Genomic DNA, 17116 nt, shown 5'->3' on the forward strand with positions numbered 1-17116 from the left:
CGGTTTCTATGAAAATTAAAGAAATTATCGTAGTAGAAGGCAAGGATGATACAATAGCGATACATCGAGCTGTTGCGGCAGATACAATCGAGACAAATGGTTCAGCAATATCAAAAAAAACGCTAGAACGTATAAAGAAAGCCCAGGAAATAAGAGGGGTTATTGTTTTAACGGATCCTGATTTTCCGGGGAATAAAATTCGTCAAACCATCGACCGATATGTTCCTGGCTGTAAACATGCTTTTATTGAGCGCGGGGCAGCTCAATCAAAACGAGCAGGTGCTAGTTTAGGTGTAGAACATGCATCAGACGACGTTATCAGGGAAGCTTTAGCGAATGTTTACACGACCGATAACGAGGCATTCACGTCAGAAATAACGCAAGAAGAATTGATCGCTCTAGGTTATTTGGGTGGGCCAGGTTCTAAAGAGAAACGCGCGATTTTAGGTGATGTTTTGAAAATAGGTTATACAAATGGTAAACAATTAATGAACAGACTGCGAATGTTTCATATTACGCGTGAACAATTTGAAGCCGCATTAGCAGAAATAGAGAAGGGACGACTAAAATGACACGACAATTAGCAATTGCAACACCAACAAGAACAAAAGAAATTCTACAAAAATATGATTTTATGTTTAAAAAAAGCTTAGGTCAAAACTTTATTGTTGATACGAATGTGTTACTTAACATTGTAGACGCTGCTGGCATCGACGAAAACTCGAATGTGATGGAGGTTGGACCAGGTATCGGTGCTCTTACAGAGATATTAGCACGACATGCACACCGTGTATTGGCTTTTGAAATTGATCAGCGTTTACTGCCAATCTTAGATGATACGTTGTCAGCTTATGATAATGTACATATTCATCATCAAGATGTTTTAAAAGCAGATGTTTCTGCATTGATTGATGAGTATCTTCCAGCTGAAGGCGGAGTAGATGTTGTCGCTAATTTGCCGTACTATGTTACAACCCCCATTATTTTGGGATTATTAAAAGTACCGCGTATTGATTCATTTACTATCATGCTACAAAAAGAAGTGGCGGATCGTATTTCAGCAAAACCTGGAACAAAAGCTTATGGTAGCTTATCGATCGCTATTCAATATTATATGACCGCTGAAGTGGCTCTGATAGTCCCTAAGACGGTTTTTATGCCGCAGCCTAATGTTGAGTCAGCCGTGGTGCATTTACGACGTCACGAACAGCCAGTGGCACAAGTGGACGATGAAGAATTTTTCTTCACTGTAACACGCGCTTCGTTCCAACAACGTCGTAAAACACTGTGGAATAATTTAACATCAAGTTATCCGCAATTGAAGGAGCAAAAAGAAACTTTCGAAGCAGAATTAGCAACATATGATATTGCTCTTATTCAACGTGGTGAGACATTATCTATTCAAGATTTCGCTAATTTATCTAACATTTTGAAAAAATATGTTCAAAATCCTGAGAACTAGAATACTGACAGCAAGCCTTTTAGCGTTCTGTTTTTGATGAAAAAGAATAAAATTGTAACCTTTTCAAAAAAAATAAAAAATATCGGTAAAATCAATTGACTTGACGGTGTAGTACTGATAAAATAGTTGGTTACTTGATAAAAATGTGCATTTGTGCTATCATTAGGTATAGTGAGGTGGATGCGCATGTCAAAAACACTGGCAACTATCAAAAAAAATCTTGATAGTCATTTAGGTGATCGTTTAATGTTAAAAGCAAATGGTGGTCGTAAAAAGATTGTTGAGCGTAGTGGAATTTTATCCGAAACGTATCCGTCAGTTTTTGTGGTTGAGTTAGATCAAGACGAAAACAATTTCGAACGTGTTTCATATAGTTACGCAGACGTTTTAACAGATGCAGTGGAAATTGTATTTGATGAAGTAAAAGCGATCGAAGCGTAAACTAGATTAACAAAAATGAGTTATTTTTCATGTGGCGAACACTGCGTTTGCCTTTTTTTATGCCCTTTTATACTTATCTTTTTTCAATATCTGCCAATAATCTTCTTTAATATACAGAAAACATGCTATAATAAAAAAATTAAGTTTAAGTGCGTATAAAAGAAGTACTAACGAGTGCGGATTTCTTATCATAAATGAAAAAGTGGGAGACGACGGCGATGGATATTACAGTGAAAGCAACAGCTAAACTCAATTTAGCTCTAGATATTTTAGGGAAACGTGATGATGGTTATCATGAATTGGAAACAGTAATGGCAATGGTGGATTTAGCCGATTACCTCGATTTTTCGTTGCGTTTAGATGGTAATATTAAGTTGGAATCCAGTTCTAATGCAGTTCCTGAGGATGGGCGTAATTTGATAGTTAAAGCAGGACTTTTATTGCAACGTCGCTTTCAAGTCACTAAAGGTGCAACGATAAAGTTAGATAAAAAAATTCCAATTTCAGCAGGTATGGCCGGAGGTAGTAGTGATGCTGCGGCAACGCTACACGGTTTAAACCAACTTTGGGAATTGAATTTATCACTTGATGAACTCGCTGAAATAGGTGCTGAAATTGGTTCAGATGTATCTTTTTGTGTATATGGTGGCGTAGCCATGTGTAATGGACGTGGTGAAAAAATCACACCCTTACCTTCGTTACCCCCTTGCTGGGTTGTTCTTGCTAAACCGGCTATATCTGTTTCGACTCGAGACGTTTTTTCACACTTAGAAGTCAATGACATACAACACCAACATTCTGAAAAGATGTTAGCTGCTATTGCTTCGGGGGATTATTATCAGATGGTGGAAGCGCTAGGGAATGATTTAGAAGACTATTCTTTAGAAAAGTATGCCGAAATTTCTTATTTGAAAAAACAATTTGAAGCCTTTGGGGCAGATGCAGTGTTGATGAGCGGGACAGGTCCGACGGTTTTTGCAATTGTAAAAACTGAGAAAAAAGCGAAAAGACTATATAACAGTGTCAGTGGTTTTTGTAAAAATGTGCACATGGTACGATTTTTAAAACCGCAATTTGAATAAAAAACAAGCATAATGCCATTGTTTCTATTATAATAAAATATATACGAATGAAATCGATAAAAAAACACTGAATGTTTGTGTTTAAGATTGTAGAAGGGTGTGAGACGGTGAAAGTAAGAAGAAGTGAACGATTGATTGATATGACTCAGCATTTATTGACGCATCCAAGAACGCTTATTTCATTAAGCTTTTTTGCGAATCGTTATGAATCAGCGAAGTCATCAATTAGCGAGGATTTAATGATTGTCAAAAAAACGTTTGAAAATAGAGGGATCGGTACGTTAGAAACCTTACCTGGTGCTGCTGGTGGTGTGCGTTACCTCTCGAAAATTAGCCGTGAAAATGCAGAGCTTTTTGTTGATGATTTATGTCAACGCATCGCAGATAAAGAGCGCTTGTTACCAGGAGGCTACTTATTTTTATCTGATATTTTAGGCGAGCCAGAAACGCTGCACACAATCGGTAAAATTTTTGCATCTAAATTTGTGGATACAAAAATTGATATGATTATGACAGTTGCAACGAAAGGAATTCCGATTGCACAAGCTGTAGCGAGTGAACTTAATGTTCCGTTCGTTATTGTGCGTCGTGATAATAAAGTGACAGAGGGTTCGACAGTAAGTATCAATTACGTATCGGGATCGTCGAATCGAATTGAAAAAATGGCGTTATCCAAACGCAGTCTACCTACAGGCTCAAATGTATTAGTTGTAGATGACTTTATGAAAGCTGGCGGAACCGTCAATGGAATGAAGAGTTTGTTGGAAGAATTTGATGCTAAATTAGCTGGTATCGGTGTGTTGGTTGAAGATGAAAATGTGGGTGAAAAACTGGTAGATGATTATGTATCGGTAATTCGTGTGCAGAACGTGGATGTTCGTCAACAATCGATAGAAGTTGAAAAAGGTAATATTTTTAATTCGCCAACAGATAGTAAATAAGAAAAAAATCATTATTAAAAAGATAGACGTTTACTTTGAAGTAATGATGGGTAATTGTTAAAGAATCCTCTAGCACGGTGACAGACATCTTAGAGGTGTTCGCCCATCATGAATAAAGGACGTGTTAAAAATGGAAGTAACTGACGTTAGATTGCGCAGAGTTGAGACAGACGGACGAATGAAAGCGATCGCATCGATTACATTCGATGGTGAATTTGTTGTGCACGATATCCGAATTATCGATGGTAATAATGATTTATTTGTTGCGATGCCAAGTAAGCGTGGTGCTGATGGTGAATTTAGAGATATTGCCCATCCGATTAACTCAGATACACGAGCTAAAATTCAAGAGGTTGTTTTAGCGGCATATGCAGCTGCGGAAGAAGAAGCTAAGGCGAAACTAGCAGAATCGACAACGGAAGATATTCCGGTTGATGATGAGTGATTTTTATAATGATTAAGAGTTCAGGCTAAAGAAAACGTTGTGATTCGAGAGCGTTTTTCTTTAGCCTATTTTTTTATTTGTGCTTATTACCTTGAAAAAAACACGAATTTAAGCTATCATATTGATGTATATAACCTTTTCCATAATTGGAAATAAGGAGGATTCGGAAGATGCCAAATCACTACGCAATCGTACTCGCCGCAGGGCAAGGGACGCGTATGAAGTCTAAATTGTATAAAGTTTTACATCCTGTTTGTGGCAAACCGATGGTTGAACATGTGGTTGAGCAAATCAATCACTTAAATGTTGATGAAATTGTGACGGTCGTTGGTCATGGTGCAGAAGCAGTTGAAGCGCACTTGAAAGAGAACAGTTCTTTTGTTCAGCAAACTGAACAGCTTGGTACAGCCCATGCTGTTATGCAGGCACGACCACTTTTGGAAGATAAAGAAGGAATTACACTTGTTTTATGCGGAGATACACCACTTCTAACGAGTGATACATTATCTGAATTGATTATGTATCATAACGAAAAGAAAGCTAAAGCGACTGTCTTAACTGCAGTAACGGAGAATCCTACAGGCTATGGTCGTATTGTTCGAAGTGATTTAGGAATTGTTGAACAAATTGTTGAACAAAAAGATGCAACAGATCAAATTAAAGCGATTAAAGAAATCAATACGGGTACTTTTTGTTTCGATAATAAAGCTTTGTTTGCTGCGTTGCAAAAAGTAACGAATGACAATGCTCAAGAAGAATTTTACTTAACAGATGTTATTGGTATTTTACGCGAGCAAAATGAAGTTGTTGCTGCTTATAGCATGCACGATTTTTCAGAGTCGCTTGGTGTAAATGATCGTGTTGCGCTTGCTGAAGCTCAACGTTTGATGCAAAAACGTATCAATATAAAACATATGCAACAAGGTGTTTCGATTTTAGACCCATTAACAACTCATATCGGTAGTGATGTTGTTATCGGCGCCGATACAATTATAGAACCGGGTGTTCGTTTGAAAGGGCACACTGTTATCGGAGAAGATTGCGTTATTTCAGGAGATACAGAAATTATCGACTCGACGATTGGTGACAAGGTTGTTATTCGTTCGTCATCAATTGAAGAAAGCGTTGTTGGTAATGAGGTTCAAGTTGGACCTTATGCTCACTTGCGTCCACAATCTAAATTAGGCGATACAGTTAAGATTGGTAATTTTGTTGAAGTTAAAAATGCAACAATAGATCAAGGTTCTAAAATACCACACCTTAGTTACATTGGTGATGCGGATGTCGGCCAAGATGTTAATATTGGCTGTGGAAGTATTACAGTTAATTATGATGGTACAAATAAACACCGTACATCGATTGGTAATCAGGTGTTTGTGGGTTGTAACAGTAACTTACTGGCCCCAGTTACGATTGAAAGCCATTCATTCATTGCAGCAGGATCGACTATCACCAAAAATGTACCAGAGCATGCATTAGCAATTGCTCGTGCGAGACAAACAAACAAAGAAGGCTATGCCAAAAAATTTGGCTATTCTAAAAAATAAACTGTGGAGGTTCTCATGTCTAAATTGTACGAAGATTCAAAGCTCAAGATTTTCTCGTTAAGTTCTAATCCTAAACTAGCAGAAGAAATTGCCAATAAGGTTGGTGTACCACTCGGTAAGTCATCGGTCACACATTTCAGTGATGGTGAAATCCAAATTAGTATTGAAGAAAGTATTCGTGGTTGCCATGTATACATTGTTCAATCAACATGTGGTCCAGTTAACTCGAATCTAATGGAATTACTTATTATGATTGACGCACTTAAACGTGCTTCAGCAGCTACAATTAATATTGTAATGCCTTATTATGGTTATGCGCGCCAAGATCGTAAAGCGCGTTCACGCGAACCAATTACTGCTAAGTTAGTAGCGGATTTAATTGAAAAAGCGGGTGCCACTCGTGCAATCATGATTGATTTACACGCTCCTCAAATTCAAGGCTTTTTCGATATGCCAATTGATCATTTAACTGGTGTGCCATTATTGTCTGAACACTTTAAAAATACAATTGATACAAGCAATGTCGTTGTTGTATCACCTGATCATGGTGGTGTAACACGTGCGCGTAAAATGGCGGATAAATTAAAGGCGCCGATCGCTATTATTGATAAACGTCGTCCTCGTCCAAATGTGGCTGAAGTTATGAACATTGTTGGCCATGTTGAAGGCGCGACGTGTATTTTAGTAGATGATATTATCGATACAGCAGGAACAATTACTTTAGCTGCTCAAGCATTGCTAGATAGTGGCGCTAAAGAAGTTTATGCATGTTGTACGCACCCTGTATTATCAGGACCTGCAATCGAACGTATTAGCAATTCTAATATCAAAGAAATGGTTGTAACAAACACGATTGTTTTAACTGAAGATAAACAATGTGATAAGATTACACAAATTTCTGTTGGTGAATTGTTAGGCGAAGCAATTCTACGCGTTCACGAAAATCGTTCAGTGAGTGATTTGTTCGAATAAAAACAGTGAAAACCCCTTTCGGAACATTCCGGAAGGGGTTTTTTGTATTTAATTTATTTATTAAGCGGTGTAAAAGAGTCTGCAATGATTTTTTTCAAAGTGTTGGCAGAGTGGGTCAATTCTGCTTTTTCTTTTTCGTTTAAAGGAACTTCGGCAATTGTATTGATACCTTCACGTCCGATAACAGCAGGTGTTCCGAGATAAACATCTTCTATCCCATAATGTGATCCATCCATGTAGGCACTTACTGGTAATACAGCATTTTCATTGCGGAAAATAGCTCGTGTAATTCGAGCCAAGGCGCTTGCGACACCATAGGAAGTTGACCCTTTTTTCTCAATGATAGAATAGGCTGCATCACGAACTGCTACACGGAAATCTTCTTTGGCTTGATCCGTGAAGTCAGGAATCCATTTTTCAATAGGTAAATTTCCGATGCGAATATTAGACCAAGCGATAAAACCAGTATCTCCATGCTCACCTAGCACATAACCGTGAACGCTACCCGCTTCAATGTTGATTTTTTCAGCAAGTGTTTGACGAAGACGAGCTGTATCCAATGAAGTCCCGGAACCGATGACGCGTTCAGCAGGAAAACCGCTCCATTTGTAGGTTGCGTAGGTAAGAATATCAACAGGGTTCGCAGCTAATAAGAAAATACCATCAAAGCCAGTGGCCATGACCGAATCGATAATGCTTTTTAAAATTTTCAAGTTGCGTGTCACTAAATCAAGGCGTGTTTCTCCGGGCTTTTGTGCTGTGCCGGCAGTAATACAAATAATATCTGCATCAGCACAATCGCTATATTCAGCTGAGTACACTTTTTTTGGTGAAAGAAAGGGCAAAGCATGTCGTAAATCGAGCGCATCTCCCTCTGTACGATTTTTATCGACATCGAGGATACCTAATTCATGACCGATACCTTGATTAACCAGTGCGAAAGCATAGGCAGAACCAACAGCACCGTCACCTATTAAAATGACTTTTTGATTATTAGAAATTCCCATCTCTATTACCTCCTTATTATATGTACAACTTGTTACAGTTTTATTATAAGGTTATCTTTGATGCGATTGCAAGGCTTGGCAAATAACAAAAAGATAAGTTGGTTTCGGCGTTAATAAACGAAAAAAAGGGGTATATTATTAGGCCTTTTTAAAATATGATGGTTAGAATAAATATAAACGGGTATATTAATAGAGAAGTCTATTACAACAGGAGGAATTGATTATGACCATTGAATTGAAAACTAGACCGAGATCTTTAGAAAACCATTCAGAAGCAAAAAGTATTCGTAGAGCAGGCGCAGTGCCGGCTGTTGTTTATGGCTACGGTATCAAAAATACCAACGTTGCTGTTGATGAGATTGATTTGATCAAAGCGTTGAGAGAAAATGGACGTAATGCAGTATTGACACTTGAATTAGGCGGAAAGAAAACGAATGTCATTTTACACCAATACCAAAAACATCCGTTAAACGGTGAATTAGTACATGCTGATTTTTTAGCAGTTAACATGAAAGAAGAGTTAGAAACAGAAGTTGCTATTCGATTAGTAGGTGAACCGAAAGACAAGGCGGGAGTATTAGAGCAAGTATTATACAATGTGCTCTTATCCGCTACGCCATCTAATGTACCTGAGAGTTTAGAAATCGATATTTCGAAACTCACTATCGGTGATGTGATAACTGTGGCAGATTTAACAACAGCCAAAGAATATGCTATTTTAGCAGATGCTGAAGATGTTGTGGCTATTTTACAGGCGCCACAAAAATTAGAAGAAGCAACGGATGAAGTTGCGGAAGCCGCTGAACCAGAAGTTATTAATGGCGGAGAAGAAAAAGAATAACCATCAACTCATGATGGTATCCATATAAAATAAAAAGCGAGCCGCCATTGATTTGATATCTTTGGTGGTTCGCTTTTATTATGCGTATTATGAATGAGTGAAATCGGCATTTAAGACTTCCGATTCGGGTTCAATATGAATTAAAATCTCTGCTTGTGAAAAATGTTGTTGAATTGAATATTCAATTTCATCACATAGTTCATGCGCGCGTCCGACTGACATTTCTTGTGCAACGATTAAATGGAAATCAATGTAAATCTCAGTGCCAGCTCTACGTGTTCTAAAATCATGGTATTCAATATAATTTGATTGGTATGTTTCGATTGCGTCCGTAATGAGAAGTTCTTCTTTTGTTGAAAGACGTGAATCCATTAATGGTGGAAAGGATTCTTTTAGTAAGACGGTTGCTTCATACATGATATATAATGCAGTCAACATCCCGATGACAGGGTCAAGCCATAACATACCTGTATAGTGAACTAACAAAAGACTCACAGCAACACCAAGCGAGGTGAGTACATCAGTGGTTAGATGAAGGGCGTTTGATTTCATAGCAACCGATCCTAATTTGTCAGCTGAACGTTTAACTAAATACCCCACAATCCCATTGACTAATGCCCCGAATAACATGACGCCAATACCTAAGAAAGGTAAGGTTATTTCCGCAGGGTGTCGCAGTTTGTCGATACATTCAATGATAATCCAAATTCCGGCAACATAAATAAGTAATGTTTCTACAGTACCGGAGAGGTTTTCAGCTTTTCCATGGCCATATGGGTGTTTTTTATCTGCTGGTTGACGTGCGATTTGAATCGAAAAATAAGTGAGTATAGAAGCGAATAAATCCATTGAAGTGTGGATTGCTTCTGAGATGATTGCAACGGAACCTGTAACGAAGCCAACAATGAGTTTAAGGATAAACATAGTTAGATTACTAATGATAGATAATAGCGTGATATTAGTGTGTGATTTCATAATGAAACCTCCAGTCAATAAGTTTGTACATGCGTAACGAAATCATGTTTTATTATCATAGCATGTGGGTGATGAGTGGGTCTATAGCAACGTTTTTAGCTATGAGATAGAGTCTGAGCCATGTCAACTAATGTTGGTTAACTGCAAAAGAAAACGAGTGTTTCACATGGAACTAAACTGAAGATAGAAGTTAAAAGTAGGGGGTGAAAGAGAGCTATGTTATAATTATAAAAAGTAGTTATAAGGAAATGTGTGTGCTGTTTTAAACAGTAATGCTCAATTGTTCAACAAGTAAACCACTCTGATAAAAGTTTGGTGTTATTTAAGTGTTCCGAGGTAATTGCACATGATAAATGGAGGAAAGTTAAAATGAAAATGATTGTAGGTCTGGGAAATCCAGGTAAAAAATATGAAGACACACGCCATAATGTTGGGTTTATGGTGATAAATGAATTAAATGAACGTTTCAATGGTTCTTTCAAGGTAACAAAATACAATGGTGAAGTCAGTACGATAGTGCACAAGGGTGAAAAAGTGCTATTGGTTAAGCCACTCACTTATATGAACGAATCAGGGCAGTGTATTCGACAATTAGCAGATTATTATGAAATTCCAACTGACGATATTGTTATTGTTTATGACGATCTTGATCTACCAGTAGGGCAGTTACGCCTACGTCAAAAAGGTAGTGCAGGCGGCCATAATGGAATTAAATCAACCATTCAACATTTGGGCACACAGGATTTTAAACGTGTGAAAGTTGGCATAACACGTCCAGATGATGGAAATATTATCAATTGGGTATTAGGGCGATTTAGCAAAAAAGAACAACCGGATGTAGCTATTTCAATTAAAGAGGCAGCTGATGCGTTAGAAATGTGGTTAACTGCTGATTTTATTCAAGCGATGAATCGCTATAATCAAGCTGCAAAATAAGGAGAATCGAAGCATGTTGAGTCAAATAAAACAGCAATTCATGAAACAACCTGAAATGAAACAAGTCACACAAATGATTTCTGAAGATGGACGACCACAATTAGTGACTGGCCTGACGGGTTCAGCGCGCTCACTTTTCACAGCGCTTATCGCGGAATCGCTTAATCGCCAAGTCATTTATGTTGCTCATAATTTATACCAAGCACAACAAGTTCATGAATCGTTGCGTTCATTTTTATCGGAACAACAAGTGAAGCTTTACCCTGCGGATGATTTTGTAGCAACAGATATGAGTATTTCTAGTCCTGAACTTCGAGCACAACGATTGGAAACGCTTGAATTTATGCAAAGTAATACGACGGGTGTTGTCATTATACCGATATCAGCCTTGAGAAAACGAATGACTCCCGTGTCACAATGGACAGAAGCAAAACAAGTCTTTACTATTGGTGATGAAATCGATCTGACGTCATTCCGTAAACAAATGGCTGAGAGCGGTTATTTATATGTAGAAAAAGTGAGTTTACAAGGCGAGTATAGCATCCGTGGTGGAATTATTGATATTTTCCCGATGACAGAAACAAATCCGTTGCGTGTAGAACTATTTGATACAGAAGTAGATTCTATTCGTGCGTTTGATGTCGATAGCCAACGCTCATTAGATACGCGAGAAAAAATTGTTTTGTTACCAGCCAAAGAATGGTTGCTTAACGAGTCTGATCGCTCATATCTTACAAAAGAATTAGCCAAAGAACTAAAAAAAGCATTAAAAAAGGTCAAAGAGGAAGCAGATCAGTTGCACCTCATTGAGACGATTGAACATGATATCGCAAATATAACAGAGGTTATGTTACCGACAGATATCTTAAAGTATAATGCATACTTCTATAAGAAACCCGCAAATTTATTAGATTACACAGCTGATAATGCCGTGCTTATTATTGATGAATTATCACGTTTACAAGAGGCTGATGAACAGCTGCATCAAGAAGAAATCAACTGGTTGATGGATGGAATCGAACGCGCAGAAATTTTACCGCAGACAAGTTTACATCAGTTGTTTGCAGATACGTTAAAACATGCGGTTCAATCGCGTGTTTATCTCTCGTTGTTTCAAAAAAAAATGGGAAGCCATCGACTCTACCTTTCAACTAATTTTGTACATAAGCAAATGCAACAATTCCATGGTCAAATGCCGGCAGTCCAAACAGAAATGGCAAGTTGGCAAAATAATGAAATGGCCACTATTGTGGTTGTACCCACGGAAGAGAGACTAGGTAAAATCAGCCAGACATTTAGCGACTACGATATTTCAACGCAATTATTGAACGAAACCGATGAATTGGTATTTGGGCAAGTGCAACTTGTTGTGGGGCAATTAAACGAAGGCTTTGAATTACCTTTGGGACGTCTCGTTGTAGTGACGGATGCTGAATTATTTGGTCATAAAACAAAACCAACGATGAAAAGACAGAAAATGTCGAACGCAGAACGTATTAAAGATTATAATGAGCTCAAAGTAGGCGATTACGTTGTGCATGTCAGCCATGGTGTGGGCCGTTATGTCGGGATGGAAACATTAGATATAAAAGGTGTACACAAAGATTATTTATTAATTATTTATCGTGGTGAAGATAAACTATATATTCCTGTTGAACAACTAGAATTGGTGCAAAAATATGTCGGTTCTGAAGGTAAAACACCGAAGTTGAATAAATTAGGTGGTGCAGAGTGGAAACGTGTCACAGCGCGTGTTCAAAAATCAGTCATCGATATTGCGGATGATTTGATTAAGCTTTATGCTAAACGAGAAGCTGAAAAAGGTTTTGCTTATAGTCCAGATGACGCATTAATGCATGAGTTTGAAGAAGCCTTTCCTTATGAAGCAACAGAGGATCAAGGGCGCTCTGTTAAAGAAATCAAACGTGATATGGAAAGTATTCGTCCGATGGATCGTTTGTTAGTCGGAGATGTAGGATATGGCAAGACTGAAGTTGCACTAAGGGCAGCGTTCAAGGCGATGATGGATGGTAAACAAGTGGCTTTCTTGGTGCCAACCACCATTTTAGCGCAACAACACTATGAAACGATGATTTCCCGCTTTGCTAATTTTCCGATCAATATTGGTATACTGAGCCGCTTTCGTACTAAGAAACAACAAGAAGAGACACTAGCTGGTTTAGGTTCTGGCAAAATTGATATCGTTGTTGGAACACATCGGTTATTATCAAAAGATGTCGCTTACAGGGACTTGGGATTGTTAGTCGTCGATGAAGAACAGCGTTTTGGTGTAACTCACAAAGAGAAAATTAAACAGTTACGAGCAAATGTGGATGTACTGACATTGACAGCAACACCCATACCGAGAACGTTACACATGTCGATGGTAGGTGTTCGTGATTTGTCTGTTATTGAAACGCCACCAGCCAATCGCTACCCCATCCAAACTTATGTGGTCGAACAAAATGATATCTTGATCAAAGAAGCAATTGAGCGAGAGTTATCTCGTTCAGGACAAGTGTTTTATCTACATAACCGTGTGGATAGTATCGTTCAAAAAGCAGATCGTATTCAAGCTTTAGTTCCGAATGCACGCGTGGGATATGCACATGGACAAATGACTGAAAATGAATTGGAATCGACTATTTTACGCTTTTTAGAAAATGAATTTGACGTACTGGTAACGACAACAATTATCGAAACGGGTGTCGATATCCCTAATGTTAATACATTGTTAGTTGAAAATGCAGACCGTATGGGCTTATCACAATTGTATCAATTAAGAGGGCGTGTCGGTCGTTCAAATCGTATTGCTTATGCTTACTTCATGCACGAAAAAAATAAAGTGTTGCGCGAGGAAGCTGAAAAACGTCTCCAAGCAATTAAAGAGTTTACAGAATTAGGCTCAGGCTTTAAAATAGCGATGCGTGATCTTAGCATACGAGGTGCCGGAAATATCTTAGGCGCACAACAACATGGCTTTATTGATTCAGTAGGATTTGATCTTTACTCGCAAATGTTGAGCGATGCTATCAATGAGCGTATGCCACAAGTTGGTGAAAAACAAGGCGAATCCAGCACAGTGGAAATTGACTTGCCACTGGATGCGTATATTCCTGACTACTATATCGAAGACAGTCGCCAAAAAATTGAAATGTACAAACGCTTCCGTCAGATAACGACGACGGAAAATATTATGCAATTACAAGATGATATGATTGATCGTTTTGGGGAGTACCCACAACAAGTCGCTGATTTGTTTATCATTTCAGAAATTAAATTGAATGCTGAAAAAGTAGGTATTCAAACAATTAAATTGAAGAAAAATAGTATCGAGTTATTACTGAGTGAAGAAGCAACACAATTAATAGATGGTGCAAAAGTGTTTAAAGCTTTGGATATGTTGGGACGTCAGTCAGGTGTTGGAATGACAGAACAGCAGCTAGCGGTGACGTATCGTCTTCCAGGCACAGACCCAGCACAATGGTTGCCAACTTTAAGTAAATTTATTGAACAATTAACGTATGCAACTAAGGATGAAATAAAGTAACGACAAAGGAGTGAGGAGAATGGGGACCAAAATAAACACAACGCTTTTTCAAGGTGCCCTCATTCTAACGTTGGCATCATTACTTTCAAAATTATTGTCAGCTGTTTATCGTGTACCTTTTCAAAATATGGTCGGCGATGAAGGGTTTTATATTTTTCAACAGGCGTATCCTTTTTATGGTATAAGTATGACATTATCTTTAACAGCTGCACCTCTCTTTATTTCTAAAGTTGTTGCTGAATACAACGGTGATTATAATGCTCAAAGATGGTTCTTGGAACGAAGTAAACGTTATTTAGGGGTGTTGGGTTTTGTGTTATTCATAGCCCTTTTTATTGCGGCTCCTTGGTTAGCTAATACGATGGGTGATCCCAGTTTAACGGGTATTATTCGCGTAACAAGTGTCACGTATTTACTGTTACCTTATTTAGGCAGTTACCGCGGTTTTTATCAAGGGGATAATGATATGACGCCTACCGCAGTATCTCAGGCGGTAGAGCAGGTTGTGCGTGTTGCAATTATCATTGTGGGTGCCTATATAGGTGTATATGTTTTAGATGTATCGCTTTATCATGTGGGTGAATTGGCCATGTCAGGTGCGATTATTGGTGGTGCAGCCGGTGCAATTATATTGGCAGTGTTCGATAAAAAGCGCCGTGGTTTACAGCAGATACCTACAATGCGACCGGAAAACCTCCAGTTACCACGTGGAATTTGGCGGGACATGTTTGCCGTGATTATAACGAGTGCTTTACTGATTTGGTTTCAAATGGCAGATGCTTTTCAAATTTTTCGTTTGTTAGTTGCTAGCGGGATTGAGACAGATCAAGCTAAAATTCTTAAGGGAGTGTATGATCGGGGGCAACCATTAATACAATTAGGTGTGGTGGTTGTTACGAGCTTTAGTCTTTCTATCATACCGATGATATCAAAAGCACGCATTCAGCGTGAACGTGTTAAATTGCAACGTTTGGTTTCTTTCTTCATGCGAACAGGAATTGCATTGGGTTTGGCAATTACTGTGGCGTTAGTTGTGATGATGCCAACATTGAACTATACATTGTTTGCTGATTATGAAGGTGTTGATGTGCTGCAAGTTTTTGTAGCAGGGCTGTTTTTATTAACCTTGTTAGTTATCATTACGAGTGTATTGCAAGGATTTAATAGTATGAAGGCACCTGCAATTGCAGCGGTGTGTGGCATAATTATCAAAGTAATGTTGAATGGTGTTTGGTTACCTGAACATGGTATTATAGGAGGTGCATGGGCGACGAATAGCGCTTTGTTGGCCAGTGTATTGATTAGCGTTGTGATTTTAAAACAATCAATCAATTTTGAATGGCCGTCATGGCAGTTTTTAATTAAATTAAGCTTTAGTGTAGCACTGATGGCGGCGCCTTTAATTATTATTAATTATTTGCCGTTTGTAACAAACCATCGAATTGTTGGTCTAGTAGTGTTAATTATAGCTAGTTTGATAGGTGCGTTGCTGTTCCTGTTTAGTGCGAGTTACTTACGAGTGATTACCAGACAAGATATTGTGATGCTGCCGATGGGTAGAAGTGTAATAAAGCTTATCAAAAAAATGAAAAGGTGAGGATATAATATGGATGTAACAATGAGATTAGATAAATTTTTGAAAATATCACGAATTATTAAACGTCGTGCTGTCGCTAAAGAAGCGGCAGAAAAAGGCCGTATCCAAATCAATGGGAATGTCGCAAAACCAAGTGCAAATGTAAAAGTTGGTGATGAGCTTACTATTCAGTTTGGTGCTAAAATAATTACAGCTAAGGTGGAACGCCTTGATACATCAACAAAAAAAGAAGATGCGGAAAAAATGTATACCCTTTTAAGCGAATAAAGAGATTATTTTCAATAAGTATTACTTTAGTCAATATTTGAATGGTATAATATTGATTAGATGATTAAGTCAATTGTTTTTATCTTTTTTTGTTATAACTAATAGACAAAAAGAGCTAAACTTGCTATTCTAAGCATATAACTACTTATTGTCGAAAGTGAGGTCAGATAATGCCGAAATCGAAGCCATCAGTTACACAGATGAATAATGAATACGTTCAAAGTAAAGCGAAAGACGAGAAACGTCATCAGAAATTCAAACTGATATTCAGACGTCGTGTGTTGTTTTACTCCGTAGTCGCAACGTTGGTTATAGGTATTCTTGTTTTTAATCTTGTGAAACAGCAACACTTGTTGGCGACAAATAAAAAACAAAGTACAGAGCTACAAACAAAATATAACCACTTAATGCAGCAAGAAACAGCATATAAAGAGCAAGTGGAGCAATTGAAAGATCCAGAGTATGTTGCTAAACTTGCTCGCAGTGAGTATTATTTATCCAAAAATGGTGAAATCATTTTTACGATACCATCAAAAAAAGATTAGGCTATAAAGGAACAAAAATATAGATATTATAAAATTAAGAAGGAGCATTCTATTTATGTCGATTGAAGTAGGTACTAAGGTAACGGGTAAAGTGACAGGAATTACAAATTTTGGAGCTTTTGTTGAACTTGAAGGTGGAAAAACAGGTCTTGTTCATATCAGTGAAGTTGCAGACAGCTATGTTAAAGATATTCATGATATTTTAACTGTTGGTGACGAGGTTACTGTTAAGGTAATGAACGTTGGGGATGATGGTAAGATTGGTCTATCGATTCGTCGTGCCATTGATAAGCCTGAAAGTGAAAAAACGACAACAACATCAAGTTATTCTTCACGTAAACCGAGAGCAGCGGTTAAAAAACCAACTTTCGACAAACCAGAAGATTTTGAATCGAAAATGTCACGCTTCCTTAAAGATAGTGATGAGCGTCTTACGACTATCAAACGTCAAAGTGAGTCTAAACGTGGCGGTAGAGGCGCACGTCGCAGCTAATATTTGCACGAATTG

17 protein-coding genes are annotated in these 17116 nt (G+C 38.0%); 15 read left to right on the forward strand and 2 right to left on the reverse strand.

Going from position 1 to position 17116, the window contains the following annotated elements:
- The first annotated feature begins 8 nt into the window (after nucleotides 1-8).
- The 8 genes from rnmV (at nucleotide 9) to V6S17_RS00260 (ending at nucleotide 6890) form a co-directional block, all read left to right on the forward strand.
- Entirely contained in the window at nucleotides 9-572 is a 564-nt protein-coding gene (rnmV, locus tag V6S17_RS00225) for a ribonuclease M5 (RefSeq protein ID WP_029091291.1), read from the forward strand.
- Nucleotides 569-1462, forward strand: coding sequence for a 16S rRNA (adenine(1518)-N(6)/adenine(1519)-N(6))-dimethyltransferase RsmA (rsmA, locus tag V6S17_RS00230; RefSeq protein WP_029091290.1), 894 nt, complete (start codon nucleotides 569-571; stop codon nucleotides 1460-1462). Before rnmV ends, rsmA begins: the two co-directional genes overlap by 4 nt.
- Before the next feature lie 186 nt (nucleotides 1463-1648).
- Complete coding sequence (gene veg, locus V6S17_RS00235; protein WP_029091289.1) at nucleotides 1649-1903, forward strand: biofilm formation stimulator Veg; 255 nt, start codon at nucleotides 1649-1651, stop codon at nucleotides 1901-1903.
- A gap of 218 nt (nucleotides 1904-2121) precedes the next feature.
- Nucleotides 2122-2985, forward strand: coding sequence for a 4-(cytidine 5'-diphospho)-2-C-methyl-D-erythritol kinase (gene ispE / locus V6S17_RS00240; protein ID WP_029091288.1), 864 nt, complete (start codon nucleotides 2122-2124; stop codon nucleotides 2983-2985).
- A gap of 107 nt (nucleotides 2986-3092) precedes the next feature.
- Nucleotides 3093-3926 carry a pur operon repressor gene (gene purR / locus V6S17_RS00245; protein WP_029091287.1) on the forward strand — a complete coding sequence of 278 codons (834 nt, stop codon included), beginning with the start codon at nucleotides 3093-3095 and terminating at the stop codon, nucleotides 3924-3926.
- A gap of 130 nt (nucleotides 3927-4056) precedes the next feature.
- A complete protein-coding gene (spoVG, locus tag V6S17_RS00250) occupies nucleotides 4057-4371 on the forward strand; it encodes a septation regulator SpoVG (protein ID WP_029091286.1) in 315 nt (104 codons plus the stop codon).
- 170 nt (nucleotides 4372-4541) lie between these two features.
- Entirely contained in the window at nucleotides 4542-5918 is a 1377-nt protein-coding gene (gene glmU, locus V6S17_RS00255; RefSeq protein ID WP_029091285.1) for a bifunctional UDP-N-acetylglucosamine diphosphorylase/glucosamine-1-phosphate N-acetyltransferase GlmU, read from the forward strand.
- A 15-nt stretch (nucleotides 5919-5933) separates the two neighbouring features.
- On the forward strand, nucleotides 5934-6890 hold the full coding sequence (locus tag V6S17_RS00260) for a ribose-phosphate diphosphokinase (protein WP_029091284.1): 957 nt from the start codon (nucleotides 5934-5936) through the stop codon (nucleotides 6888-6890).
- 53 nt (nucleotides 6891-6943) lie between these two features.
- Here the strand turns inward: V6S17_RS00260 and V6S17_RS00265 are convergent, their stop codons facing one another.
- Complete coding sequence (locus tag V6S17_RS00265) at nucleotides 6944-7891, reverse strand: L-lactate dehydrogenase (protein ID WP_029091283.1); 948 nt, start codon at nucleotides 7889-7891, stop codon at nucleotides 6944-6946.
- A gap of 229 nt (nucleotides 7892-8120) precedes the next feature.
- Here V6S17_RS00265 and V6S17_RS00270 point away from each other — a divergent pair, with 229 nt between their 5' ends.
- Nucleotides 8121-8738 (forward strand): 50S ribosomal protein L25/general stress protein Ctc, encoded by a 618-nt coding sequence (locus tag V6S17_RS00270; RefSeq protein ID WP_029091282.1) that lies wholly within the window; start codon nucleotides 8121-8123, stop codon nucleotides 8736-8738.
- An 87-nt stretch (nucleotides 8739-8825) separates the two neighbouring features.
- Here V6S17_RS00270 and V6S17_RS00275 read toward each other — a convergent pair whose 3' ends face one another.
- Entirely contained in the window at nucleotides 8826-9713 is an 888-nt protein-coding gene (locus tag V6S17_RS00275) for a cation diffusion facilitator family transporter (protein WP_036027157.1), read from the reverse strand.
- 369 nt (nucleotides 9714-10082) lie between these two features.
- Between V6S17_RS00275 and pth the strand changes: the two genes are divergently transcribed.
- From pth to V6S17_RS00305, 6 genes are all read left to right on the forward strand, one after another.
- Nucleotides 10083-10649: an aminoacyl-tRNA hydrolase gene (pth, locus tag V6S17_RS00280; RefSeq protein ID WP_029091280.1), complete on the forward strand. Its 567-nt coding sequence runs from the start codon at nucleotides 10083-10085 to the stop codon at nucleotides 10647-10649.
- 16 nt (nucleotides 10650-10665) lie between these two features.
- Nucleotides 10666-14199 carry a transcription-repair coupling factor gene (gene mfd, locus V6S17_RS00285; protein ID WP_141229263.1) on the forward strand — a complete coding sequence of 1178 codons (3534 nt, stop codon included), beginning with the start codon at nucleotides 10666-10668 and terminating at the stop codon, nucleotides 14197-14199.
- Nucleotides 14200-14218: 19 nt separating this feature from the next.
- Entirely contained in the window at nucleotides 14219-15796 is a 1578-nt protein-coding gene (locus tag V6S17_RS00290) for a putative polysaccharide biosynthesis protein (RefSeq protein ID WP_029091278.1), read from the forward strand.
- A gap of 21 nt (nucleotides 15797-15817) precedes the next feature.
- The gene (locus tag V6S17_RS00295) at nucleotides 15818-16063 is read left to right on the forward strand and encodes an RNA-binding S4 domain-containing protein (RefSeq protein WP_278403469.1); all 246 of its coding nucleotides are present in this window, start codon (nucleotides 15818-15820) and stop codon (nucleotides 16061-16063) included.
- A 170-nt stretch (nucleotides 16064-16233) separates the two neighbouring features.
- Nucleotides 16234-16608 (forward strand): FtsB family cell division protein, encoded by a 375-nt coding sequence (locus V6S17_RS00300; RefSeq protein ID WP_036027152.1) that lies wholly within the window; start codon nucleotides 16234-16236, stop codon nucleotides 16606-16608.
- Nucleotides 16609-16663: 55 nt separating this feature from the next.
- A complete protein-coding gene (locus V6S17_RS00305; protein ID WP_029091275.1) occupies nucleotides 16664-17101 on the forward strand; it encodes a S1 domain-containing RNA-binding protein in 438 nt (145 codons plus the stop codon).
- Nucleotides 17102-17116: the final 15 nt, after the last annotated feature.

Origin of the sequence: Brochothrix thermosphacta DSM 20171 = FSL F6-1036, assembly GCF_036884295.1 — a bacterium.
Taxonomy (GTDB): domain Bacteria; phylum Bacillota; class Bacilli; order Lactobacillales; family Listeriaceae; genus Brochothrix; species Brochothrix thermosphacta.